Source organism: Paenarthrobacter sp. OM7, from assembly GCF_029873575.1.
Lineage (GTDB): Bacteria > Actinomycetota > Actinomycetes > Actinomycetales > Micrococcaceae > Arthrobacter.
This window is the reverse complement of sequence record NZ_CP123579.1, coordinates 3,679,021-3,700,775: the sequence shown is the minus strand read 5'-3', so window position 1 is coordinate 3,700,775 and position 21,755 is coordinate 3,679,021. Positions and strand designations below refer to the sequence as shown.

The 21,755-nt window shown below is 62.9% G+C and carries 18 protein-coding genes and 1 tRNA gene; 8 read left to right on the top strand and 11 right to left on the bottom strand.

All coding sequences use genetic code 11. The features are described from left to right. Positions 1-41 precede the first annotated feature (41 nt). Positions 42-1,307, bottom strand: coding sequence for a helix-turn-helix transcriptional regulator (locus QEH68_RS16995; RefSeq protein ID WP_280623502.1), 1,266 nt, complete (start codon positions 1,305-1,307; stop codon positions 42-44). A gap of 127 nt (positions 1,308-1,434) precedes the next feature. Here QEH68_RS16995 and QEH68_RS16990 point away from each other — a divergent pair, with 127 nt between their 5' ends. Next, positions 1,435-1,650: a hypothetical protein gene (locus QEH68_RS16990; RefSeq protein WP_026541397.1), complete on the top strand. Its 216-nt coding sequence runs from the start codon at positions 1,435-1,437 to the stop codon at positions 1,648-1,650. A gap of 121 nt (positions 1,651-1,771) precedes the next feature. On the opposite strand, the gene QEH68_RS16985 is transcribed toward QEH68_RS16990, so the two are convergent. The 5 genes from QEH68_RS16985 to QEH68_RS16965 all read right to left on the bottom strand — a co-directional run bounded on the left by QEH68_RS16985 (position 1,772) and on the right by QEH68_RS16965 (position 8,980). After that, positions 1,772-1,848, bottom strand: a tRNA-Pro gene (locus QEH68_RS16985). Positions 1,849-1,946: 98 nt separating this feature from the next. Continuing rightward, a complete protein-coding gene (locus tag QEH68_RS16980) occupies positions 1,947-3,779 on the bottom strand; it encodes an ABC transporter ATP-binding protein (RefSeq protein WP_207594599.1) in 1,833 nt (610 codons plus the stop codon). Further along, positions 3,776-5,575: an ABC transporter ATP-binding protein gene (locus tag QEH68_RS16975; RefSeq protein ID WP_280623501.1), complete on the bottom strand. Its 1,800-nt coding sequence runs from the start codon at positions 5,573-5,575 to the stop codon at positions 3,776-3,778. Before QEH68_RS16975 ends, QEH68_RS16980 begins: the two co-directional genes overlap by 4 nt. A 151-nt stretch (positions 5,576-5,726) precedes the next feature. Next, the gene (locus tag QEH68_RS16970) at positions 5,727-6,674 is read right to left on the bottom strand and encodes a metallophosphoesterase (RefSeq protein ID WP_280623500.1); all 948 of its coding nucleotides are present in this window, start codon (positions 6,672-6,674) and stop codon (positions 5,727-5,729) included. 2 nt (positions 6,675-6,676) lie between these two features. Further along, positions 6,677-8,980: a transglycosylase domain-containing protein gene (locus tag QEH68_RS16965; RefSeq protein ID WP_280623499.1), complete on the bottom strand. Its 2,304-nt coding sequence runs from the start codon at positions 8,978-8,980 to the stop codon at positions 6,677-6,679. Positions 8,981-9,017: 37 nt separating this feature from the next. On the opposite strand from QEH68_RS16965, the gene QEH68_RS16960 reads away from it, so the two are divergent. Genes QEH68_RS16960 through QEH68_RS16950 form a run of 3 tightly spaced genes read left to right on the top strand, consistent with a single transcriptional unit; the run spans position 9,018 to position 10,641 of the window. Continuing rightward, the gene (locus QEH68_RS16960; protein WP_011775990.1) at positions 9,018-9,173 is read left to right on the top strand and encodes a DUF4177 domain-containing protein; all 156 of its coding nucleotides are present in this window, start codon (positions 9,018-9,020) and stop codon (positions 9,171-9,173) included. 2 nt (positions 9,174-9,175) lie between these two features. Further along, positions 9,176-9,712 carry a RidA family protein gene (locus QEH68_RS16955; RefSeq protein ID WP_207594591.1) on the top strand — a complete coding sequence of 179 codons (537 nt, stop codon included), beginning with the start codon at positions 9,176-9,178 and terminating at the stop codon, positions 9,710-9,712. 17 nt (positions 9,713-9,729) lie between these two features. Then, complete coding sequence (locus QEH68_RS16950) at positions 9,730-10,641, top strand: NUDIX hydrolase (RefSeq protein ID WP_280623498.1); 912 nt, start codon at positions 9,730-9,732, stop codon at positions 10,639-10,641. 201 nt (positions 10,642-10,842) lie between these two features. Here QEH68_RS16950 and QEH68_RS16945 read toward each other — a convergent pair whose 3' ends face one another. Further along, entirely contained in the window at positions 10,843-11,520 is a 678-nt protein-coding gene (locus QEH68_RS16945) for a Crp/Fnr family transcriptional regulator (RefSeq protein WP_011775987.1), read from the bottom strand. Between the two features lie 235 nt (positions 11,521-11,755). Between QEH68_RS16945 and QEH68_RS16940 the strand changes: the two genes are divergently transcribed. After that, positions 11,756-12,940, top strand: a complete 1,185-nt coding sequence (locus QEH68_RS16940; RefSeq protein ID WP_280623497.1) for a MarP family serine protease — start codon at positions 11,756-11,758, stop codon at positions 12,938-12,940. 94 nt (positions 12,941-13,034) lie between these two features. Next, on the top strand, positions 13,035-13,499 hold the full coding sequence (gene aroQ / locus QEH68_RS16935) for a type II 3-dehydroquinate dehydratase (protein ID WP_091549676.1): 465 nt from the start codon (positions 13,035-13,037) through the stop codon (positions 13,497-13,499). 183 nt (positions 13,500-13,682) lie between these two features. Here aroQ and QEH68_RS16930 read toward each other — a convergent pair whose 3' ends face one another. From QEH68_RS16930 to QEH68_RS16915, 4 genes are all read right to left on the bottom strand, one after another. After that, positions 13,683-15,887 carry an alpha-galactosidase gene (locus QEH68_RS16930; RefSeq protein ID WP_280623496.1) on the bottom strand — a complete coding sequence of 735 codons (2,205 nt, stop codon included), beginning with the start codon at positions 15,885-15,887 and terminating at the stop codon, positions 13,683-13,685. Between the two features lie 140 nt (positions 15,888-16,027). Further along, positions 16,028-17,368 carry a sugar ABC transporter substrate-binding protein gene (locus QEH68_RS16925; protein WP_280623495.1) on the bottom strand — a complete coding sequence of 447 codons (1,341 nt, stop codon included), beginning with the start codon at positions 17,366-17,368 and terminating at the stop codon, positions 16,028-16,030. A gap of 30 nt (positions 17,369-17,398) precedes the next feature. Beyond that, positions 17,399-18,301, bottom strand: coding sequence for a carbohydrate ABC transporter permease (locus QEH68_RS16920; RefSeq protein ID WP_207594578.1), 903 nt, complete (start codon positions 18,299-18,301; stop codon positions 17,399-17,401). Between the two features lie 26 nt (positions 18,302-18,327). Continuing rightward, positions 18,328-19,203, bottom strand: coding sequence for a sugar ABC transporter permease (locus QEH68_RS16915; protein WP_280628035.1), 876 nt, complete (start codon positions 19,201-19,203; stop codon positions 18,328-18,330). Between the two features lie 300 nt (positions 19,204-19,503). On the opposite strand from QEH68_RS16915, the gene QEH68_RS16910 reads away from it, so the two are divergent. Further along, positions 19,504-20,703 carry a Gfo/Idh/MocA family oxidoreductase gene (locus tag QEH68_RS16910; RefSeq protein ID WP_280623494.1) on the top strand — a complete coding sequence of 400 codons (1,200 nt, stop codon included), beginning with the start codon at positions 19,504-19,506 and terminating at the stop codon, positions 20,701-20,703. A 14-nt stretch (positions 20,704-20,717) separates the two neighbouring features. Next, positions 20,718-21,737 carry a LacI family DNA-binding transcriptional regulator gene (locus QEH68_RS16905; RefSeq protein WP_207594574.1) on the top strand — a complete coding sequence of 340 codons (1,020 nt, stop codon included), beginning with the start codon at positions 20,718-20,720 and terminating at the stop codon, positions 21,735-21,737. Positions 21,738-21,755 lie beyond the last annotated feature (18 nt).

Here is a 21,755-nt window from a genome sequence, read left to right as displayed (position 1 = left end):
CCCCGGACCGTCTGGTCCGGGGCAGTTTTGCGTTCGGCTGGTTATGCTCCCGAGTGCTCCTTCGCCGCACGGCGCTCAGCCAGTCGGATCTCCAGCACGGCGTCCATGGCCTGCTGGACCCTGTCTGAAGCTCCGGCCGCGCTGAAGTCGTGCTGGGCCTCTTCCAGGAACTGGAGGGCCTCAGAGGCTTCGCCGGCGGCTTTCAGTGACTTCCCGAGCAACAGCGAGACTTCGCCGGCAGTGTGGCGGGCCAGGACCTTGCGGTCTGCATGGATTTCGCGGAGCTTGTCGACGGCGGCCGGAATGTCGCCGGTCAGGTACAGCCAGCGGGCGCGAATGAAGGCAACCTCCAGCTGATCCGTCTTGTTTCCGCCCACAATGGACAGCGCGAGTTCCGCACGCTCGATGGCGGAGAGGGTTTCCGGTTCCACGATCCCCGAGGACAGCCGGACCGCTGCGGAGGCTTTGTTGAAGCGGGCCCACAGTTCGATGTCGTTGGCGGGGGAAAGGAGCTTGGCCGCGCGCTCGTGGTGCTTGATGCCCTCTACATAGTCGTGGCGCATGAAGGCCACGTTGCCTACCACCCATGCCACCTCGCCGGCGAGCTGGGACATGGAGTGCTCGTCCATGTGCTCGATCATGGCCAGGCAATACTCCCAGGCCTCATCAAGCTTGCCGCTCTCGGCAAGTGCACCAATCAGCGCGCGGTGCGCGCCGATGATGAGAGTGGAACCCTTGGGCAGCTGTTCGCTGAGTTTGACGGCTTGCTTGGCATGCTCGACGGCGGTGGCCAGCTGACCTTGTCCGTGACACACCGCGGCAAGCATCTGCCAGGCGCGCACTCCCAAGCCGGCGGATTCGGTGGCCATAGGGTGCTCCAGGAGGTGCTCAACGATTTGCTGGCATTCCTTCAGCTGCCCTTGTTTCATGACGCATTCGGCCTGCATGTACGTCATGTTCCACCAGGCGCTGTTGTTCTTGGCCTCAAGGGCGATCTGCGCGGCGGTGGCGGCGTGGCTGGCAGCGAGTTGGTAGTCGCGGAGGTCCCAGGCTTGCCGGGCGTAGAGTCCGGCGAGGACGTACTCTGCGTCGCTCACGGAAACGGGTTGGCTCCACGCTTCCAAGGCTTTGGGCGCGAGTTCGAGCCGGCGCGCCAGTTCTTCGATGACCTCAGCCGTTGGTTCGCGACGGCCTGTTTCCAGCAGCGAAATGTAGCTGGGCGAATACAGGTTTTTGCCGAGCTCTGCCTGCGTCAACCCACGTTCGAGCCGTTCGGCACGTAGCTTCTCGCCGAATCCGTTTCCCACGGGTCCCTCCTACAGGTGTCTTTTGACCAAAACCTTGACAGTCTCTGTGGAAAACATTTTACAATGTATGTCAACAGGGACCGTGCAATTTCCGTAACGAATCCGACTCGCATTGGGGTACTACATCATGTTCAAGAAAATCATCGCTTCAGTGGCCGTGGCGGGCGCACTGACTTTCGCAGTCGCGGCTCCCGGTGTGGTCTCTGCTGCTCCCGCAGCCGATTCCGGCACCGTCAGCGCTATTGGCAACTGGCCCGATCCTATGCGCGTAGCGGCGCCGACCAAGTCAACGGACACCACGTACACGCCGATGTCCATCGGCAACTGGCCGGACCCCATGTAAATCAATTGTAGTAAAAGAAACCCCGGAGCGTGACGAGCGATGCTCCGGGTTTTCTTTTGCCCATCGGTAAAGGCAGGGGAAAGACAAAAGAGGGTCTTCCAGATGGAAGACCCTCTTTGTTTGGTCGGGATGACAGGATTTGAACCTGCGACCTCTTCGTCCCGAACGAAGCGCGCTACCAAGCTGCGCTACATCCCGATCCGCTGCGAAAGCAACTGTTCAAGAATAGCCGAAACGTCCCGTGATGCGAAATCGGAGGGTAGGTGTCGCTCCTCACAGCGGCCGGCCAAGGGGAGCTACACCAACGAGTCCCGCCAGGCCCCGTGCAGCTGGGCAAACCGGCCACCTCCGCTGATCAATTCTGCTGGCGTCCCATCCTCCACGATGCGTCCGTCATGGACCACCAAAACCCTGTCGGCCGTCTCTACCGTGGAGAGCCGGTGGGCGATGATGATCGCGGTACGGGCGGAGTTCCCGCCGGCCACGCCTTCCAAGAGCTGGGCGAGTCCCTGCTGAACCATACGCTCGGACGGAATATCCAGCGAGGACGTTGCTTCGTCAAGGATCAGCACGGCCGGCGCGGCAAGGAAGGCCCGGGCGAAACCAATGAGCTGGCGCTGGCCTGAGGACACGCGCCCACCGCGCTTGTTGACGTCCGTGTCGTAGCCCTCAGGGAGGCTCACGATAAACTCGTGGGCTCCCACAGCGGCTGCAGCAGCCTCGATCTCGGCCCGTGAAGCCTCAGGCCGGCCCAACGCGATGTTGTCCGCCACGGAACCGCTGAAGAGGAATGCTTCCTGGGTCACCATTACTACCGCTCGGCGGAGGTCGGTGGTGGACAAGTCCCTGAGATCCACCCCATCCAGAGTGATCGAACCGGACGTGACGTCGTAGAAACGCGCCACGAGCTTGGCCAACGTGGACTTGCCGGCCCCTGTCTGTCCCACCAGCGCGATGGTCTGTCCGGCCGGGATGTGCAGATCCATCCTGGGAACAACCAGGTTGCCGTCGCCGTAGCCGAATTCCACGCCCTTGAAATCGATCTCGCCCCGGGAACTCTTCAGCGGCACCGGGTTCTTGGGTGGGCGGACCGTGGGAACTTCTTCGAGGAGCCCGGATACCTTCTCCAGTGCGGCCTGGGCGCTCTGGAAGGAGTTGTAGAACATGGCCATCTGGTCCACGGGCTGGAAGAAGCGCTTGGTGGAGAGGATCAATGCGAGCAACACACCGACCGCGAGGTCACCGCTGAGCACCCGGAATCCACCGAACAGCAGGACCACGGCCACGCAAACATTGCCGATCAGCACCAGGCCCGGCTGGAAGATGCCGTTCAGGTTGATGGAGCGGACGGTGTTTTTGCGGTAATCCTCAGCCAACTCGCCGTAACGCTCAGCGTTCTCAGGCTCCTTGCGGAAGGCCTTCACAGCGCGGATGCCGGTCATGGTCTCCACGAAGTGCACAATCAAGCGGGCGGACACCACCCGGGATTCACGGAACGCGATCTGCGAGTGCTTCTGGTACCAGCGGGCCAGGAAGAACATGGGGACGCCGGCGCCGAGGACGATCAGTCCACTGCGCCAGTCGAGCGCAAAGATCGTAAAAGCGGTGAACACCATGAACAGCATGCCGGACGCCAGGGAACTGACACCGGAATCGAGGAGTTCGCGGAGTGCTTCAAGGTCCGAGGTCTGCCGGGCAATGATGCGCCCGGACGTGTATTTCTCGTGGAATTCCAAGCTCAGCCGCTGGGTGTGCCGGAAGACGCGGAGCCGGAGATCCAGGAGCATGGCTTGGCTGAGCCGGGCCGTGGAGGTCACGTACAGTGCCGTCATTCCGGCGGTAGCGATCGCAGCGGCCAAATACAGGGCACCCGCAAGTACCAGCGGCCCGTTGTCACCCGCCTGCAGCGCCGGGAGGGCGTTGTCGATGCCAAAGGCGATCAGCGCCGGACCGGCAACCCGGGTGAGCTGCGAGACCACCACCATCACGATCGTCAGCCAGAAACGCAACCGCACCGGGCGGATGAGCGAGGCAAGCAAGGTGAGCGACCGGCGTCGTACGGCTTTGCTGTCTGCTTTGGTGAGGAGCGTGTTGTCCTCGTTGGCGGTTCCAAACGTTGTGGCACTCACCGGCGGGCCTCCTCAGCTTCTTCGAGCTCGTCCAGTTCGGTGTCCAGGTCTTTGGGACCGGTGTCCAGGCTGGCAATGACGTAGCGGTAATGGTCGTTTTCGGCCAACAGTTCCGTGTGGGTCCCGACGGCGGTGATGGTGCCGTTTTCGAGCAACGCCACCCGGTCCGCCAACGCCGCAGTGGATGGGCGATGCGCGACGATCAACGTGGTGGTCTCGCGGAGGACCTCCCGTAGACGGGCTTCCACTCGTTCCTCGGTGTTCACGTCCAACGCGGACAGGGGATCATCAAGTACCAGGACCTTCGGCTTGGCCGCGATGGCCCGCGCCAAGGCAATACGCTGGCGCTGGCCGCCGGATAAACTCAATCCCTCTTCACCGATCAGCGTGTCCACGCCATCGGGCAACGAGTAGGCGAACTGGGCCTGCGCCACATCCAAGGCCTCGTCCAAAGCGGCATCGCTGGGATCGGGAGCTCCCAGGAGGACGTTGTCGCGCACTGAGCTGGAGAACAGCGTGGTGTCCTCGAAGGCCACGGCGACGATCCTGCGAAGCTCGTCAATGTCGTAGTCGCGGACATCCACGCCGTCGATCGTCACAGCGCCCTCGGTCACGTCGTAGAGGCGGGGGACCAGCTGGAGCATGGCGCTCTTGCCGCTGCCGGTGATACCCACCAGGGCCATGGTCTCGCCGGGACGGATATCCAGGGTGAGATCGTGGAGGAGCGAACCGCCGTCCTCGAACCCGAAGCCAGCGTGCTCAAAGCGCAAGGCGCCCTGCACGGTCTCCGGTACCTTCGCGTGAACCGGGGAGGTGATGGTGTTTTCGGTGTCCATGACTTCGAAGTGGCGGTCCAGTGCGGTCTTCGCGGTCAGAGCCATGGCCAGCAGCATGCCCGAGAATTCCACGGGAGTGGCTACTACCGCGGCTGTGGCAAAGAAGGCGACCAACGAGCCAATGCTCAGCTGGCCACTGGCAGCGAGCATGATGCCCACCACCAGCCCGACGCCCAGGGCCAGTTCCGGGAGCAGCGTGACCACCAGCGTGAAGCCGGCCTGCTGCTTGGCTTTCGCGATCTCGGTCTGACGGAGTTCCTCGGCCTGGCCGTTGAAATTTTCCAGTGCTTCGCGGCTCCTGCCAAAAGCCTTCAGCACGCGGATGCCGTGGACGGATTCCTCCACGGTGGTGGCGAGGTCGCCGGCTTGGTCCTGGCTGAGGCGGGTGACCAGGCTGAAGCGGCGGCGGAAACGGAAGGAGTTGATCATGATCGGAACGGCCGCTGCCAGGAAGATCAGCGCCAACTGCCAGCTCATGGAGAACATCACGCCGACGCCGATGATGACCGTCAGCGTGGTGACCACCAGCATGATGGCGCCGAAGGCCATCCAGCGGCGCAGGAAGCTCAGGTCCGTCATCGCGCGGGAAAGCAGTTGGCCCGAACCCCAGCGGTCATGGAAGGCGACGGTGAGCTCTTGCAGGTGGCCGTACAGGGTCACGCGCATCCTGGTCTCAACCGTGGTGGCCGGGTTGATAACGAACTGCCGGCGCAATGCCACCAGACCCGCTTCAGCCACGCCCAACGCAAGAATCACGACGGCGGCGATCCAGACTGCGTCCGTGGAACCGCCGGGCTGCAAAGAGTTGTTGACGAGTACCCGCAGTACCTGCGGAATCGTCAGCGCAACAATGCTCGCGAGCAAGGCGCAGATCAGGCCCATGAACAGGCGTGGGAGGATTGGCCGCACATGAGGGTACAGGCGGCCGACGGAGGTGAAAAATGACGTTTGCTTGGACATGCCCGCTTCTCAACAGCTGGATCTTCAGATGGTGCGGAGGTAGTTTCCCGTAGCAACTACCCTATGCCATGGCGTGATTCGTTTCACAGGACCACGCAACCTAGGTGAAATGTTTGACCCAGTTATTGAGGATCGTAATGATCCCCGACGTTCAGCTGCGTGCCGTGAGGGTGAGCAGCACTGCTTCCGGGCGGCAGGCGATCCGGACTGGCGCGAAGCGCGACGTGCCGATGCCGCCTGAGACGTTCACCGGCGTCGTGAATTCCTTGCTTTCCCAGTCGTGGAGGCCTTTGGCGCGCCACGTGGGGAGGTCGCAGTTGGAGACCAAAGCGCCGTAGCCGGGGATGCAAATCTGACCGCCATGTGTGTGGCCGGCGAGGATGAGGTCAGCTCCGGCTTCGGTGAAGTGGTCCAGTACGCGCTGATAGGGAGCGTGGATCACAGCGACTTTCAGGTGGCGGCGCGCATCCTGGTTCACGGTGCCGCGGGGCCAACCGGCGTACCGTTCGCGTTTGAGGTGGGGATCGTCCACTCCGGAGAAATCGAAGCGGAGTCCATTCAGGACCACCGACTGGGCGCGGTTGGTCAGATCGATCCAACCACCCATCCCGAACGCGGAGCGGAGCTTTGGCCAATCGAGCTTGATGGGGTCCTTCTTGTGCCTCGACGGTCCGCGGAAGTAGCCGGCAGGATTCTTGATCCGCGGGGCGTAGTAGTCGTTGGACCCGGGAACGAACACGCCGGGGAACTCCAAGAGCGGACGCAGTGCCTGGATCAGGGGATCGATGGCTTTCGCGTGGCTCAGGTTGTCGCCTGTATTGACCACGAGGTCGGGCTTCAACTCAGCCAACGACTCAAGCCACAGGGCTTTCTTGTCCTGGCCCGGCACGAAGTGGATGTCACTGAGGTGCAGGATCCGGAATGGTGCTGAACCCTCAGGGAGGACTGGCAAAGTTTCCTGGCGGACCTCAAATTGGTCCTTCTCCCACCAGCCATAGGCGGCGGCTGCTGCGCCGGCTGTTGCACCGAGAGCTGTAGTGACGGCGAAACCGCGCCCGACGGTGCGGACGCGGTTTGCCAGTGAATCACGGAAGGACACGCTTAGTCCTTATCGTTGTTGCCGTTGCCGTTATTGCCATTGTTTCCGTTGCCGCCGTTTCCGTTATTGGAAGGCGGGGCGGGGTTCGGATTGGACGGCGCAGGCGTGGTGTTGCGCTGCGGGGCCGCCGTGCCCAGCAGGTTGGACGGCGGCGCAGGGAAGGGGTTGGTGCCGTAGGCAGGAGCCACCGACAACATGTAGTTGGTGAACTGCGGACCGGCGATCATGTAACCGTCGATGGCCGGGTAGAACTTGCCGTTGACGGTCAGATTGCGGCCCGGGCGCAGCTGGTTATCCAGCGGATCACCGAACCAAGAGGCTGTGGCCAAGCCGGTGGTGTAACCCACCACCCAGGTGGAGCCGTTGGAGTCGTTGGTACCCGTCTTGGCCGCAACCGGGAAGTTGCCCTTCGTAGAAAGCGATGGGCGGATCAGCGAACCCGATCCTGCGTTGAGCACTTCCTGCATGGCGTAGGCCACGCCACGGGCAACCTCGGGCTTCACGGCGTCCTTGCAGTTGGAGGACTGCGCCGGCAGTTCAGCGCCTGACTGGTCCTTCACCGACGTGATGGCGATCGGTTCGCAGTACTTGCCGTCAGCGGCAAAGGTCGCAAAAGCAGCCGCCATGGTCAGCGGCGCAGTCTGGGTGGCGCCGATCAGGTTGGACAGTGTGGTCATCGGGACCTTGGGGTTCGGGTCGGTGACCTTGCCTGTGTCATCGCGCGTCGGCAGTCCGCCGTGGATGCCGGTGGCGTCCACGATGCCCTGGATGCCGCAGAGGTCCACCTGGGCGGCGGAGGCAAACGTGGCCGTGTTGATGGAGTTCATGAGGCCGTACAGGACGGTCATGTTCCGGTAGTAACCGAGGTCCGAGTTCTGAAGGTCGAAGCTTCCTGAGACGTTGGCGTCGTAGAAACCGTTGACTGGCGTGGGACAGGTGTTACGCCACGGAAAGTTGACTCCGTACTTTCGCACGCTCGCGTTGACGTTCTGGTTCATCGACTTGCCCTCGTTCAGCCACTGGGCGAACGTGAAGGGTTTCATGGTCGAGCCGGGCTGGAAGCCACCGATGCCGTTGAGGTCATTGCCGTTGGCGTCCAGGACGTCAACGTTGAAGTTCTGGGTCTGATCGAACTTGCCTTCTTGAGGCAGCCAGACGGTGTTCTGGGCCATGCTGACGATCTGGCCCGTGCCCGGCTGGACGGAGGTGATGGACGCGCCCCACTTATCCGGGTTGGCGCCGGCCGTGGCATCAACCTGCTGCTGGGCCACGGTCTGGGCTGTCGGATCAAGGGTGGTCTGGATGGTGAGGCCGCCACGCTGGACGCGCTTGACACGCTCTTCGGTGGTGTCGCCATATGCCGGGTTGTTGAACAGAAGGTGCAGGACGTAGTCACAGAAGTAAGGCGCCATGGTGGCGTAAGCGCAACCCTGACGGGCGGGGGTGACCTTTGTGGTGACCGGGGTGGCGACGGCTTCGTCGTACTCGGCCTGCGTGATCTTGCCCTGATTCACCATGGCAGCGAGCACCAGGTCGCGGCGCTTCTGCGCGTTGTCCGGGTTCGCGATGGGATCGAAGGCCGAGGGGCTGTTCACGAGGCCGGCCAACAGGGCGGCCTGCGGAAGCGTCAGGTCCTTCGCAGTGGTGCTGAAGAAGAACTTGGAGGCGGCTTCAATGCCGTAGGCGTCACGGTTGAAGAAGACGATGTTGAGGTAGCCCTCAAGGATCTGCTCTTTGGAGAACTTCTTCTCCAACGCGATGGCGAGCTTCATTTCGCGGAGCTTGTCGCCCACGCCCTTGCCGCCACCGTTGAGCTTGACGTCTTCTTCACGGTCGGACGCCACCAGGGACTCGTTGATGACGTTGTTCACGTACTGCTGCGTGATGGTGGACGCGCCCTGCTTGTTGCCGCGGGCGGTGCTGACGATGGCTCGCATGATGCCCGTGGTGTCGATGCCGCCGTGCTCATAGAAACGGCTGTCCTCGATCGCGATGACAGCGTCCTTGATGAACGGGCTCATCGAATCCAAGGGAACCTTGGTCCGGTTCTCCGCGTAGATCGAAGCGATCGGCGTACCGTCCTTCGCCAGGATCGTGGTGTTCTGGCTGGGCGGATCCACCTGCAGTTCCGCCGGCAGAGTGTCAAAGAACTGTATTGAACCACTGGCGGCACTGCCCGAAACGGCGGCTGCGGGGACCAAAAGGCCCGCCACCAGGACGCCACAAATCGCGCTCACACCGAGGAAACCTAGAATCTTTCCGAGGGTGGTGGCAGTGTCGAATAGTGGGTTCTTGCGAGTCACCATGTTTTCCACTTTACCGTCAAGGGCTAGGCTTTCTGTCATGACCAAATGGGAGTACGCCACGATTCCGCTCATTATTCACGCCACGAAGCAGATCCTGGACCAGTGGGGCGAAGACGGCTGGGAGCTTGTCCAGGTCGTCGGTGGCCCCGATGGCAAAGGCCTTGTTGCATACCTGAAGAGGGAGAAGCAGTAACCATGACCACCCCCGCAGAAACCACGTCTCCCGCGGAATCCGGCGCACCCACGTCGGCTGTCGAGCAGCGCCTGGCCGAGCTCGGTTTGACCCTCCCCGAGGTCGCCGCACCCGTTGCGGACTACGTCCCGGCCATCGTCTCCGGCAACTACGTTTACACGTCCGGACAGCTGCCCTTTATTAACGGCAAACTCGAGGCTACGGGCAAGGTCTCCCTCGGCGAGTTGGGCACATCCGACGAACCCACCGTTGATCCCGAAGACGCCAAGCGCTACGCCGCCGTCTGCGCCATTAACGCCCTGGCGGCAGTCAAGAGCGTCATCGGCGACCTCGACCGCATCACCCGCATCGTGAAGGTCGTCGGCTTCGTCTCCTCCGAACCGACGTTCACCGGCCAGCCTGGCGTCATCAACGGCGCGTCCGAACTCCTCGGCCAGGTCCTTGGCGACGCGGGCAAGCACGCACGCTCCGCCGTCGGCGTTTCTGTCCTGCCGCTCGACTCTCCTGTTGAAGTCGAGCTCATCGCTGAATTCAGCTAAGGAACCGGTTCACCCAATTGCCGCAGCTTGCCCGTCGCCTGTTTGTACTGCCTCCCGAACTCGAAGGGGCAGCACGAAACTGGCTTGAGCTCGGCGAGCGGACCCCCAGGGCCGCCCGCTACGCATCGTCCGTTGTGCTCTTGCGCGACTCGCCCACCGGTTTGGAGACCTGGCTTGGTTACAGGCCGGGATCCTCGCCGTTGGGTGTTGTCGCGTTCCCGGGCGGCTCCCTGGACGCGTCCGACGACGATCCCGTCGGGTGGGTAGGCCCCACGCCGCAGCAGTGGGCTGAGCACATGGGAACGGACGACGTCGGACTCGCCCGCCGTCACGTGGTGGGCGCCATCCGCGAACTCTTCGAAGAAACCGGCGTGCTGCTCGCCGGACCGGATGCTTCCTCCACCGTTGAGGCCAACTCGACGGTCGATTGGATGCGGGCCCGTGAAGCCGTGGCGGCCCAGGAAAAGTCCTTCACGGAGATGCTCTCCAAGCGCGGGCTCTCCCTCCGGACGGATCTGTTGAAGCCCTTGGTGAATTGGCTCAGCCCGGATTTTGCCCATACCCGCTTCAACACGCGTTACTTTGCCGCAACGGTCCCCGTGAACCAGCAACCCAGCATCCTGGGAAGCAAAGGCGTATGGGGGCGCTGGGTTACGGCCGCCGAAGCGATTGCCCTCAGGGACACCCCGGCGCTCGGTGATGAGATTGGCCAGCCGAATACTGTGGGCCTCACCCTGGGTCAGCTTTTGGTTCCCGGGTCCGAAATCATGCTCGAGAAAATGGCGGCCTCCAATGGGTGCATCGCCTACCTGAGCTACAAACGCAAAGCACACGTGTACCAGGCGAAGCTCGTCGACGAGGGCGGAATCCTGATGCTCGAGGTCGAAGCCGCCCGTACCGTCGCCGGAGAGCCCCAGCGCGAGCGCTAGCAGGACCCTCTCTCACGTCCCTCGGGTTTGAGCCGGACCCTCTCTCACGTCCCTCGGGTTTGAGCCGGACCGTCTCTCACGTCCCGCGGGTTTGAGCCGGCCCCTCTCACGTCCCTCGGGTTTGAGCCGGACCGTCTCTCACTTTCAACCAAAAAAAGCCGCCCCGGTCACGACCGGGGCGGCTTTTCTGCGATGTGATGCTTAGCGCGAACGCTGGCGGAGACGCTGCATGTCCAAGATCACGACGGCGCGGGCTTCCAGACGGAGCCAACCGCGCTGAACGAACTCGGCCAGTGCCTTGTTGACGGTTTCGCGGGAAGCGCCAACCAGCTGGGCCAGTTCTTCCTGCGTGAGCTCGTGGGCCACCAGGACGCCGTCAGTGGCAGGACGGCCGAAGCGGTCGGCCAGGTCCAAAAGAGCCTTGGCAACGCGGCCGGGGACGTCCGAGAAGACGAGGTCGGACAGGGAGTCATTGGTGCGGCGGAGACGGCGGGCCAGGGCCTGCAGCAGCTGCGCGGAAACCTCGGGGCGCGTGCGGAGCAGTGCGTTGAGGCTCTCGTTCTTGAGGCCGGCCAGGCGGGTTTCCGAAACAGCGGTGGCCGTAGCGGTACGCGGGCTGGGGTCGAACAACGCCATTTCGCCGAAGAGCTCGCCCGGGCCGAGGATGGCCAGCAGGGACTCGCGGCCATCGGGGGAGGTGCGGCCGAGCTTCACCTTGCCGGAAACGATGAAGTAGAGCTGGTCACCCTGGTCGCCTTCGCGGAACACCGAAGCTCCACGTGAAAGGTCCACCTCGGTGAGTTCGTCCGTCAGCAAGCGGAATGCGTCGTCGTCAAGGGTGGCGAAGAGGGGTGCGCGGCGCAATACCTCGATGTCCATGAAATCTCCTGAATATAAGTTTCGGTCGTGGCGCTCAGGCCATTGTTTCAGAATTTTTAGGCTTCTGTGACGTACTTGGCACGTGAAACGCTGAAACTACGCGGATTTCGGCCGCGGAACACTGCAAATGGCGGCCCTGAACCGGCTTTTGGGGGCTGCTGCGGGTGATGTGACTAACGGTTGGTTGTCAGGGTCCGCAACTACAATTGGCGCTACCCGGCTATGAGGAGCATTGGTGTTTGGCTTGACGATATTGGATTTGGCATTGATCTTGATGCTGCTGTCCTACCTGATCTATGGCCTGCGCAACGGCTTTATGGTCACGCTGGGTGGAATTGCCGGATTTGTGGTCGGTGCCATTGCGGCCTTCGTTGCCGTGCCCCTGGTGAGCGGATGGGTGACGGACAGCGGCTGGAGGCTGACCGCCACGGTGGGTGCCGCCGTCGTGCTTATTGCTTTGGGTCATGGGCTGGGAACCATGATCGGGCGCAAAATCCGCCACGCCGTGCGGATCAAGCCGCTGCACGCCGTTGACCGGTTGATCGGTGGCGTGGTGAGCGTGGTGGTGGCGGCGCTGGTCATGTCCATGCTGGCGTTCAGCATCAGTTCGCTGGGTGTGCCCTTTGTTTCGCAGCAACTGGCCGGCTCCCGCGTGATCCGCTACATCGACACCATCACTCCAACGCCCGTCAAGAGCACCATGGCGCAGTTGCGGTCCACCGTGATCGGCGACGGCATCCCCAAGCTCATCGAGGGCATCGGCCCCGTGACTCCGGTCCCCGTCCCCAATGCCTCAACGGACACTCCTGCCCTTAACCAGGCTGCAGAGTCCGTCCTCAAGATCGCGGGTACAGCGTTTGAATGTGGCCAGAACCAGACGGGGTCCGGATTCGTCGTCTCGCCCGGGCGCGTCGTGACCAACGCACACGTTGTGGCGGGCGTGTCGCAGCCGGTGGTGGAAGTTCCCGACGGCGGTGCGTTGCCGGGTCGGGTGGTGTACTTCGACCCCCAGCGGGACATCGCAGTCCTGGCCGTGGAGGGGCTGCAGTCCAGCCCACTGCCGATGAGTGCCGACCTGCCCGAAGGCAGCCCTGCCGCCTTTGCCGGGTACCCGCACGGCGGTCCTTTCCAATCAAAGCCGGCCACCGTCCAAGGAATTTCGACCATCATTGTCCCGGACATCTACGGCGACAATCCCTCTCCGGAGCTGGTCTACAAGCTGGCCGGTGATGTCCAGCCGGGCAACTCCGGCGGTCCGCTGCTGACCATGCAGGGCGAGGTGGCCGGGCTGATCTTCGCCAAGACCACCACCGATGCCGCCCTCGGCTTTGCCCTCACCATGGCAGACCTGGAGCCAGTAGCGGCGCAGGCTTCCGGACTCAGCAGCCCGGTCTCGCCTGGACAGTGCACGCGTAAGTAGGGTTTCTCCCACATGGTGGGTGTTTTCGGGCTCTGACCTCTCACGGAGCGGGCACGGTTCCCCTGCGTTCCTGCGCCGCTATAGATTGGGAGCCATGACTGAAGCCACTCCCGCCACCGAAGCCGGTCGCGGCACCATCCTTGTGATCAACGGCCCCAACTTGAATCTGCTGGGCACCCGCGAGCCGGAGAAGTACGGAACGTCCACACTGGCCGACGTCGAGCAACTCGCCATGTCGGCGGCTGCGGCCCATGGCTTCACTGTTGACTGCGTGCAGTCGAACCACGAAGGCGATCTCCTGGACGCGATCCACGCCGCACGTGGGACGGCCGTTGGGATTGTCATCAACGCCGGGGCCTACACGCACACCTCCGTGGCACTTCGTGACGCCCTGGCCGCAGTGCAGCTTCCCGCCGTCGAAGTCCACATCACCAACGTCCACCAGCGTGAAGAGTTCCGCCACCACTCGTACTTGTCGGGCGTCTGCACCGCGATCATCGTCGGTGCGGGTGTGCTCGGGTACAAGCTGGCCATCGACTACTTGGCGGACGCCGTCTAAACCACGCGTGAGGTGAGCGAGGGTTCCCGGGAAGCCCTTGGTACGTGAGCGAGGGTTCCCGGGAAGCCCGTGGGATGTGGAAGAGCGTCCGGCTCAAGCCCGTGGGATGTGGAAGAGCGTTCGGCTCAAGCCCGCGTTAGGTGAGAGAGGGTACCCGGGAAGCCCGTGGGATGTGAGAGAGGGTCAGAGGGCCGTGAACCGCAGCAGGATGGCGTGCTCAGGGTTCAAGACCGGCATGGGGAGGCCCACTTCGCCCAGGAACAGGCCCGTGGCTTCGGCCCCGGAGTCCAGCCAGGGCGCCGGCTTGGCCTCAATGAACGTGTGCCCGTAGTCGGCGTCCCCTGGGGAGGGGAAGACGGCCTCTACACGGTATGAACGCGAAGGGTCCAACCCAGGAATGGCAACCCGTCCGGGCTGCTCGGCCAACCCCGTCCGGGTCTTGACTACGGCGAACAGCGCGGCCGTGGCACCTGCCGCAATTCCGGCGTCGAGCCCTTCAGCGTCCGCAACAACGCCGTGGAGCATGAGCGATTCGTCCGGCAGGTCGGCACGGACCATTCGTCCACTGTGGATGAGGCCGCGGTGGTCCTTGTAGAGGCCGATGAACCGCTTGAGTTCCCCGCGTTCCGCCCCGGTGACGGAGCGGACGTCCCACTCCATGCCGAAGTGCCCAAACAATGCGGTGATGGCACGGAAGGAGAGGTCGTGCGTCCGCCCCGTGGTGTGCGACGTCGTAGGACCAATGTGCCCACCCACCAGCTCCGGCGGAACCACCATGCCGGTCCAGCGTTGGATGGTTTGGCGTTCCAGGGCGTCGTTGCAGTCCGAAGCCCAGATGCGGTCCGTACGCTCAAGGATCCCGAGGTCAACCCGCGCGCCACCGGAGGAGCAACTCTCGATCTCCACCCCCGGGTGGGCCGCACGGAGGGCGTCGAAGAGCCGGTACGCAGCCAAGGTCTGTTCGTGAACGGAGGCCCGGCCTGCATGCCCATGCTCCACGAGGTCCCGGTTCTGGTCCCACTTGAGATAGCTGATGTCATTCTCGCCCAGCAAAGTGTCCATACGCTCGAAAATGTACTGCCACGCGTCCGGATTCACGAGGTCGATCACGTGCTGCTGCCGCCACTCCAGCGGCAGCCTGCCGCCGTCCTTGTGGGAAGCGGCAGAGGGTCCTACGAGCCATTCCGGATGCGCCCGGGCGATGTCGGAGTCGAGGTTGATCATTTCCGGTTCCACCCAGAGGCCAAACTCCATGCCGCGCGAGGTCACGGCGTCAATCAACGGCGTCAGCCCGTGGGGCCACACAGTCTCGTCCACGTACCAGTCGCCCAGCCCGGCGTGGTCGTCGCGGCGCCCGCGGAACCAGCCGTCGTCGAGCACGAAGCGCTCCACGCCAAGGTCGGCAGCGGACTCGGCCAGCTCCATCAGGGTGTCCAGGTTGTGGTCGAAGTAGACCGCTTCCCAGGTGTTGAGGACTACCGGGCGGGGCTTGCCCGAAAGCGCGCCCACATGGTGCGGCCGCGAGCGGAACCAGCTGTAGAACGCCTCGCTGATGCCATCCAGGCCGCGGTCTGAGTACGCCGCGAACAGGGCAGGGGTGGTGTAACTTTCACCGGGTTGCAGGACCACTTCAGCCGGTCCCAGCAGCTCGGAGCCACCTATCACGGTGCGCCCATCAGCAACGTTGTCCGCGAATTCCTCGTGGTTGCCGCTCCATGCCAAATGCGTGGCCCACACCTTGCCGTGCCTGTTGCCGAAGCCGGATGTTCCGGCAGCCAGCAGGAGTGAAGAGTCGTGCCCGGTGCGGCCGTGCCGCCCGGTGCGGACCCATGTTCCCTGCTGGATGGACCTGCGCTGCGGGTGACGTTCACGGCACCAGCGGCCGGTCAAATCCAAAAGTTCGACGGCGTCCGGCGCCACCGGGAGCATCGTCGCCAACTCGTCCACCTGGTAAGGCGAGGTGCCGTCGTTCCTCACAGTGTGCTTCAGTTCGAGCAGTCCGCCCGGGTGCAGGGTGAGGTTGGACGTGACGGTGATTCCGGCGTCGGGATCTGACTGAACCACGACGGCGGTGGACCCGCCCGCGGTGCTGCCGTCCGTCGTCGCGCTCACCACGCGCAGGCGAACGGAGAAATCAAAGCCGGGGACGCCGTCGGTGATGCGGTGGCCACGGAGTCCGGGCCTGCCCTGCCACGCCGAGGAAGCCTGGGGGAGGAGGCCGGCGGAGACGTTGGCGTCGATCGAGGACGGTGGGATGGGCTCGTTGAGGATGGCCAGGTCCGGGAGGGTGTCGCCCAAATCTGCTCCCCAGTGGGATATCTCGGCCTCTCCACGGTGGGTGCTGATCACCAGGCTGATACCTGCGGAACGGAGGTGGAGCGGTTGCATAAAGGTGGGTCACTTTCAGTTTCGGGTTCGGGAGGGGTGTTGCGGGGCCCGCTCTACACGCTTCGCGAGGGAAATAGCGTGCAGAGCGGGCCACACAACGGGTGGGGTTACAACGGGTGTGGGATTGGAACGGGGTGGGGCTATTTGAAGAGGTTGTTGACCTGGTTGTTCGCTTCGGTCAATGAGGACGCGGGCTTCTTGCCGGACAGCACTGCATCCATGGCCGGCTTCATGATGCCGTCAACCTTGGCCGCCTTGTCTGCGATGGGAAAGAGGAACGTGGTGCCGTCCTTGACATGGGTGGTGAAGGCTGAGACGTCGGTGCCCTTGTCAGAGAAGGCTTTGGCGGCAATCTCGGAGGAGCTGGTAAGGGCCGGGAAAACCACAGCCTTGCTGGCCACTACGTCCTGGCAAGCGGAAGAGCCGAGGTACTCGACCCACTTGATGCTGGCGCCCGGGTTCTTGGTGCCGGCCCAAATGGAGTCGGCCAAGCCGTTGAACATGGAAGCGCGCTCGCCGTTGGGGCCCTTGGGGGTGGGGGCGAAGGCAGTCTCGATGCCCTTGTAGGTCTGGTACTGGCCGATCAACCAGTCACCGTTGGTGTTGATCGCGGACTTTCCAGCGCCGAAGCTGTCCGGCATGCTGGCACCCACCGTGGTCTCCAGCTTGGGCATGTACCCCTTGTCCACCAAGCCGGCCCACCAAGCGATGGTCTCCTGGAAGCGGGGGTCGTCGTAGTTGAACTTGCTGCCCCACGGGTTCTTGTCGGTTGCGGTCCAGCCGGTGGTGGCGGTGAGGAAGCTCCACTCGGTCTGGCCCTGGCCCGAGCCGCTGCCCGTCAGGCCCAGCCCGTAGGTAGCGACGTTGTTCTTATCGAAGCCTGCCTCGTCGCCACGCTTGCCGTTCTTGTCCACGGTCAGCCTGGCGATGGTCTTCTCGTAGCTGCCGCCATCCTTCGGGTTCCAATCAAGCGAAGCCATTTGCTCCGCAGTGATTCCGGCGGCGTCAGTCATGGCCTTGTTGTAGAACAGGCCCACGGTGTCCCAGTCCTTCGGAAGGCCGTAGCGCTTGCCATCCTGGCCTACCCAAAGCTCCGCAAGTCCCTTGGTGTACGCGTCCAGCTTGATGCCGTCCTTCTCCACAGCCTCATCCAGGGAGAGCAACTGCTTCTTGGCTGCGTACTCGGGGTATTTGGAGAGGTGGTTGGTAAAGACGTCAGGTGCTGTTCCGGCCACGAAGCCATTGGTCAGGGTGGTCCAGTAGTCGTCCCACCCGCGCTGGGTGATCTTGACCTTGATGTCCGGGTTGGCCTTGGTGAAATCGTCCGCGCATTGCTGGTACGCCGGGAGTTGGTTGGCGTCCCAGAGCCAATAGTTGATCTCACCCTTGGCATCGGTGGAAGCAGGGGAGGAACCGCCACAGGCGGACAGGGTCAGGGCGATGGCGGCGGCAGCAGCGGCGACGCCGAGAGTTTTCTTCATAGCGAACCTTTCAGGGGTTTTACAGAGGGGTTACTTGATTCCGGAGAATCCGATGGAGTTGACTACCTTCTTGCCGAAGGCGATGAACAGCAGGAAGATCGGCAGCGCAGCCACGAGGGTCCCGGCCATGAGCCCGGACCAGTCCAAGGCGCCTTGCGGTGACTGTGACTTGAAGACGCTCAGCCCCACCGTGAGCACGCGGACGTTCTCGTCCTGGCCCACCAGCAGCGGCCAGAAGTATTCGTTCCATTGACCGATGAAGGTCAGCAGCGCCAGGGTGGCGATGGGGGCGGCGGCGTTGGGAAGCACAATCTGGAAGAAAATACGCAGGTGCTTGGCGCCGTCGAGCATTGCCGCTTCCTCCACTTCGCGGGACATGCTAAGGAAGAACTGCCGCAGGAAGAAGATGGCGAAGGGCGTCATGAACAGGAACGGCAGGGACATTCCGGCCATGGTGTTCAGCAGCCCGAGGTTCTTGATCATCAGGAAGTTGGGCAGGGCAGTGAAGATCGGGGGAACCATCATGGTGGTCAGGAAAATGGCGAACACTTTGTTCCGGCCTGGCCAACGCAACCGTGCGAAGGCGTAGGCGGCCATCGCGCTGAAGAACACCTGGCCGGCCGTGGTGATGGTGGCGAAGATGATGGAGTTGCGCAGGTAAAGCCAGAAGTTGATGGCCGCACCGGAGCCGCCGTCGGCTATCGCTTCTTCGGTGGTTTGCAGGCCAAGTACGCGTTTGAACGCGCCCCAGCTGAAATCGGCCGGCAGGAGGTTTCCGGCGTTGGAGGCCAGCGCGCTGTTGCTCGACAATGCCGTCCGCAGCATCCACAGGAACGGTGCGATGGTGATGGCGAGGGCGACGGCGACCAGCACCCACGCGCCGATCCGGCGCCAGTTGAGGGGCTTCTTACGCGAAATGGTTGAGGTAGTCATGGCGGTTTCCTTAGTCCACATCCGGCTTAGTCCAGGTCCGATTCATTGCCCTTGAGGAACTTCATTTGCACGAAGGCCACCAGGGCGAGAATGACGAAGAGGATGACGGACAGGGCGGAGGCGTAGCCGAAGTCGGACTCGCCGAAGGCTTTTTGGTAGATGTACATCTGGATCACGCGGGAGGCGTTGACGGGGCCACCGTTGGTGGTGACGGCCACAGTGTCGAACACCTGGAAGGAACCGATCACGGTGACTACCAACACCAACACCAACACGGGGCGGAGCAGCGGCATGGTGACGCTCCAGAACGTCCTGGTGGGGGACGCGCCGTCGAGGTTTGCAACCTCATAGAGGTGGTTGGGGATGGATTGCAGCCCGGCGAAAATCAGGAGCGCGGTGTAGCCCATGTGCCGCCACACGTTCACGAACGCGATGGTGGGGATGGCCCATTGTTCGCTGCCGAAGAAGGCGACGCGGGGAAGTCCCAGCCAGCTCATGACTTCATTGACGATGCCCAGCTGGTAGTCAAGCATCCAGAACCAAAGGAGGGCGACGATGACGTTGGCCACCAAGAAGGGGAGCAACAGTGCCCCGCGGACGAATGTGGATTTGGCAACCCGGTGCATCAGCAAGGCCAGACCCAAGGCAATGACGGTCTGGAATCCGATGTTGAGGCCGACGTACTGGAGGGTGACCCCCATGGCGTTCCAGAACAGTTCATCGGCGAAGATCGCGGTGTAGTTCTTGATCCCGATCCAGGTGGGTTCACCCAGGATGCTGTATTCCGTGAAGCTGAGGTAGATGCCGCGGATGGTGGGGACCAGGAAGAAAGCTACGAAGCCGATCACGGCCGGGAAGATGAAGAAGAGAGCGATTTTCAGGTCGCCGAGGCGGCTGGTCATGCTGCGTTTGGCCGGTTGGAGCTTGCGCCCGTGGCTGTCTCCGGAACGCCCCGAAGCCTTCCCGGGTTGCTTGGTTAGCGTGGTCATCGTCGACCCTTTCCTGACTGTGATGTGGGTAACAACTGGAGGAGAATCTACACGAGTAGATTTGGCAAGCGCAAGACGTGACTGGAAATTTTGGTGAAAATTGTTCGAATCTGTTTCTTTTGTTGACTCGTGTAGATAGCGGTGGAAGACTCATGTGGAACCCAAAAAGGGACGCTTCGCAAGCTGCGCCTGCAGCTTCAGGAAAGGCAAACAATGACGTTTTCGATCGGTGTTGTGGGTGTCGGGCAGTTCGGCAGCCAGTTCGCGCACTTGTTCAAGCTCCACCCGGGCGTCAGTGCGGTTTACGCAGTGGATGAACTCCCCGAACGTGCAGCTGCAGCCCAGGAACGCTGGGGCCTGGACGGCGTCAAGGGCAGCTTTGAGGAGTTGTTGGAGTCCGACGTCGATGCTGTTGCCATCTTCACGCAGCGGTGGACCCACGGGCCCTTGGTCGAGCGTGCCCTGCGCGCTGGAAAGCACGTCTATTCAGCCGTGCCGATGGCCATTTCCGAAGAAGAAATCGCCCGGATCATCGAAGCCGTACGGGAGACCAAGCTTGTGTATGCGATGGGGGAGACCAGCTATTACAACCCCGCCACCGTGTTCGCCCGCCAGCAGCACGCCGCCGGCAAATTCGGCAGGATCTTCTACACCGAGGGCGACTACGTCCACGACATGGACCTGGGATTCTACGAGGCCTACCAGTACAGCGGCGGAGAGCATTGGAAGAAAACTGCCAGCTACCCGCCCATGCTCTACCCGACCCACGCAATCGGCGGTGTCCTTGGCGCTGTTCCCGGACACGCGGTCAGTGTCAGCTGCATCGGAGTGAAGGACCAGCGCGGCGACGGTGTCTTCGACAAGGAAGTCAGCATGTTCGCCAACGACTTTTCCAACGCCACGGCGCTGTTCGAAATGAACGACGGCGGCGCGATGCGCACCAATGAGATGCGCCGCGTCGGCTACCCCTCGCACATCCGGGAATCACGCTTCCGTTTCTTTGGCACGGAGGCCAGCTTTGAACAACTCGCCACCACCACCGTGTGGCAGGACAAATCTTCCGTGCAGGACGTATCCGAGCAGGTGGAAACCAAACCGACCATGTCCGCCGATGATCCCTCCCTGGCAGACGTGGCGCCGCACCTGCGCGACGCCTTCATCTCAGGCCTTGCGCCGGTTCACGATCAGTCCCGTTTGCCCGACGAGTTCCTGGGCGCACCCAACGGGCACGAAGGCAGCCACCAATTCCTGGTGGACGACTTTGTGACGGCGGTGAACAACCGGACGCTTCCACCGGTCAACGCCTGGGTGGCGGCCCGCTTCACCCTCCCCGGGATCGTCGCCCACGAATCCGCACTTCGTGATGGGGAACGGCTCCCCATCCGCGACTTCGGTGATGCTCCTGTGGAGTAGCTAGCATTTACCTCATGACAACAACAGCAGTACAAACCCCGCGCGGCCCGGTTACACGCAAAGACGTGGCCCGGTACGCCGGGGTGAGTACCGCCGTCGTGAGTTATGTGGTGAACGGTGGGCCCAAGAACGTTGCCCCCGCCACGGAAGCCAAGGTGCGTGACGCCATCCGTGTGCTGGGGTACCGGCCCAACGCTGCGGCGCGGGCACTGAAGCTCGGTTCAAGCGAGACAATCGGCGTTGTGGTGCCGGACAACACCAACCCGTTCTTCACGCATCTGGCCCATGCTGTGGAAGAAGCGGCATCGGACTTGGGCTACGGCATGGTTCTCACCAACTCGGATGGCAGCCTGACCCGCGAGCGGAAGAATATCCGGACCCTGGCCGCACGCCAGGTGGACGGCGTGTTTCTGGCCAGCTGTGTGTTCGACCCCGACGTCACGGAGTTGGAGGCCTCGGAAATCCCGTCAGTCCTCTTGAACAACGCAGGATCCCCGCCGGGTTTCGCCAGCGTTGGCGTGGACTTGGAAGCTGGCGGCCGTGCCGCTGTCCAGCACCTGATAGGCCATGGACACACGAACATCGGCCTGGCCATCGGCACCAACACCGGCAATCAACTGGACGGACGCGAAGTTGGCTGGCTGGCCACGCTGCGTGAAGCGGGCCTGCCGGATGGCCCTATGCTGCACAGTCCGTTCACCCGGCCCGGCGGCTACGAAGTGGGCAAGCGATTCCTGTCCATGGCCAACCGGCCCACTGCGATCTTTGCCAGTAACGACATGCAGGCCATCGGCATCCTCCGGGCCTTCCACGAGGCCGGAGTCCGGGTGCCCGAGGACATGGCGCTGGTGTCCTTCGATGGGTCGTTGGACTCCGAATACAGTTGGCCCGCACTGACTACGGTGGCGCAGCCGGTCCAACTGATGGCCGAAGCCGCCGTTCGTGCGTTGGTAGGCAAGGGCCGCGCCGAGGAACCACAGCACCACATCCTGCCCACCGAGCTGATCATCCGACAGTCCTGCGGCTGCAAATAGCCCGCGGGAGGTTGCGAC

Excerpts from the sequence above, each read along its gene's own strand:
- QEH68_RS16990 (WP_026541397.1), top strand. The coding sequence starts at position 1,435 with ATGTTCAAGAAAATCATCGCTTCAGTGGCCGTGGCGGGCGCACTGACT.
- QEH68_RS16975 (WP_280623501.1), bottom strand. The coding sequence starts at position 5,575 with ATGTCCAAGCAAACGTCATTTTTCACCTCCGTCGGCCGCCTGTACCCT.
- QEH68_RS16965 (WP_280623499.1), bottom strand. The coding sequence starts at position 8,980 with ATGGTGACTCGCAAGAACCCACTATTCGACACTGCCACCACCCTCGGA.
- QEH68_RS16960 (WP_011775990.1), top strand. The coding sequence starts at position 9,018 with ATGACCAAATGGGAGTACGCCACGATTCCGCTCATTATTCACGCCACG.
- QEH68_RS16955 (WP_207594591.1), top strand. The coding sequence starts at position 9,176 with ATGACCACCCCCGCAGAAACCACGTCTCCCGCGGAATCCGGCGCACCC.
- QEH68_RS16945 (WP_011775987.1), bottom strand. The coding sequence starts at position 11,520 with ATGGACATCGAGGTATTGCGCCGCGCACCCCTCTTCGCCACCCTTGAC.
- aroQ (WP_091549676.1), top strand. The coding sequence starts at position 13,035 with ATGACTGAAGCCACTCCCGCCACCGAAGCCGGTCGCGGCACCATCCTT.
- QEH68_RS16930 (WP_280623496.1), bottom strand. The coding sequence starts at position 15,887 with ATGCAACCGCTCCACCTCCGTTCCGCAGGTATCAGCCTGGTGATCAGC.
- QEH68_RS16925 (WP_280623495.1), bottom strand. The coding sequence starts at position 17,368 with ATGAAGAAAACTCTCGGCGTCGCCGCTGCTGCCGCCGCCATCGCCCTG.
- QEH68_RS16920 (WP_207594578.1), bottom strand. The coding sequence starts at position 18,301 with ATGACTACCTCAACCATTTCGCGTAAGAAGCCCCTCAACTGGCGCCGG.
- QEH68_RS16915 (WP_280628035.1), bottom strand. The coding sequence starts at position 19,203 with ATGACCAGCCGCCTCGGCGACCTGAAAATCGCTCTCTTCTTCATCTTC.
- QEH68_RS16910 (WP_280623494.1), top strand. The coding sequence starts at position 19,504 with ATGACGTTTTCGATCGGTGTTGTGGGTGTCGGGCAGTTCGGCAGCCAG.
- QEH68_RS16905 (WP_207594574.1), top strand. The coding sequence starts at position 20,718 with ATGACAACAACAGCAGTACAAACCCCGCGCGGCCCGGTTACACGCAAA.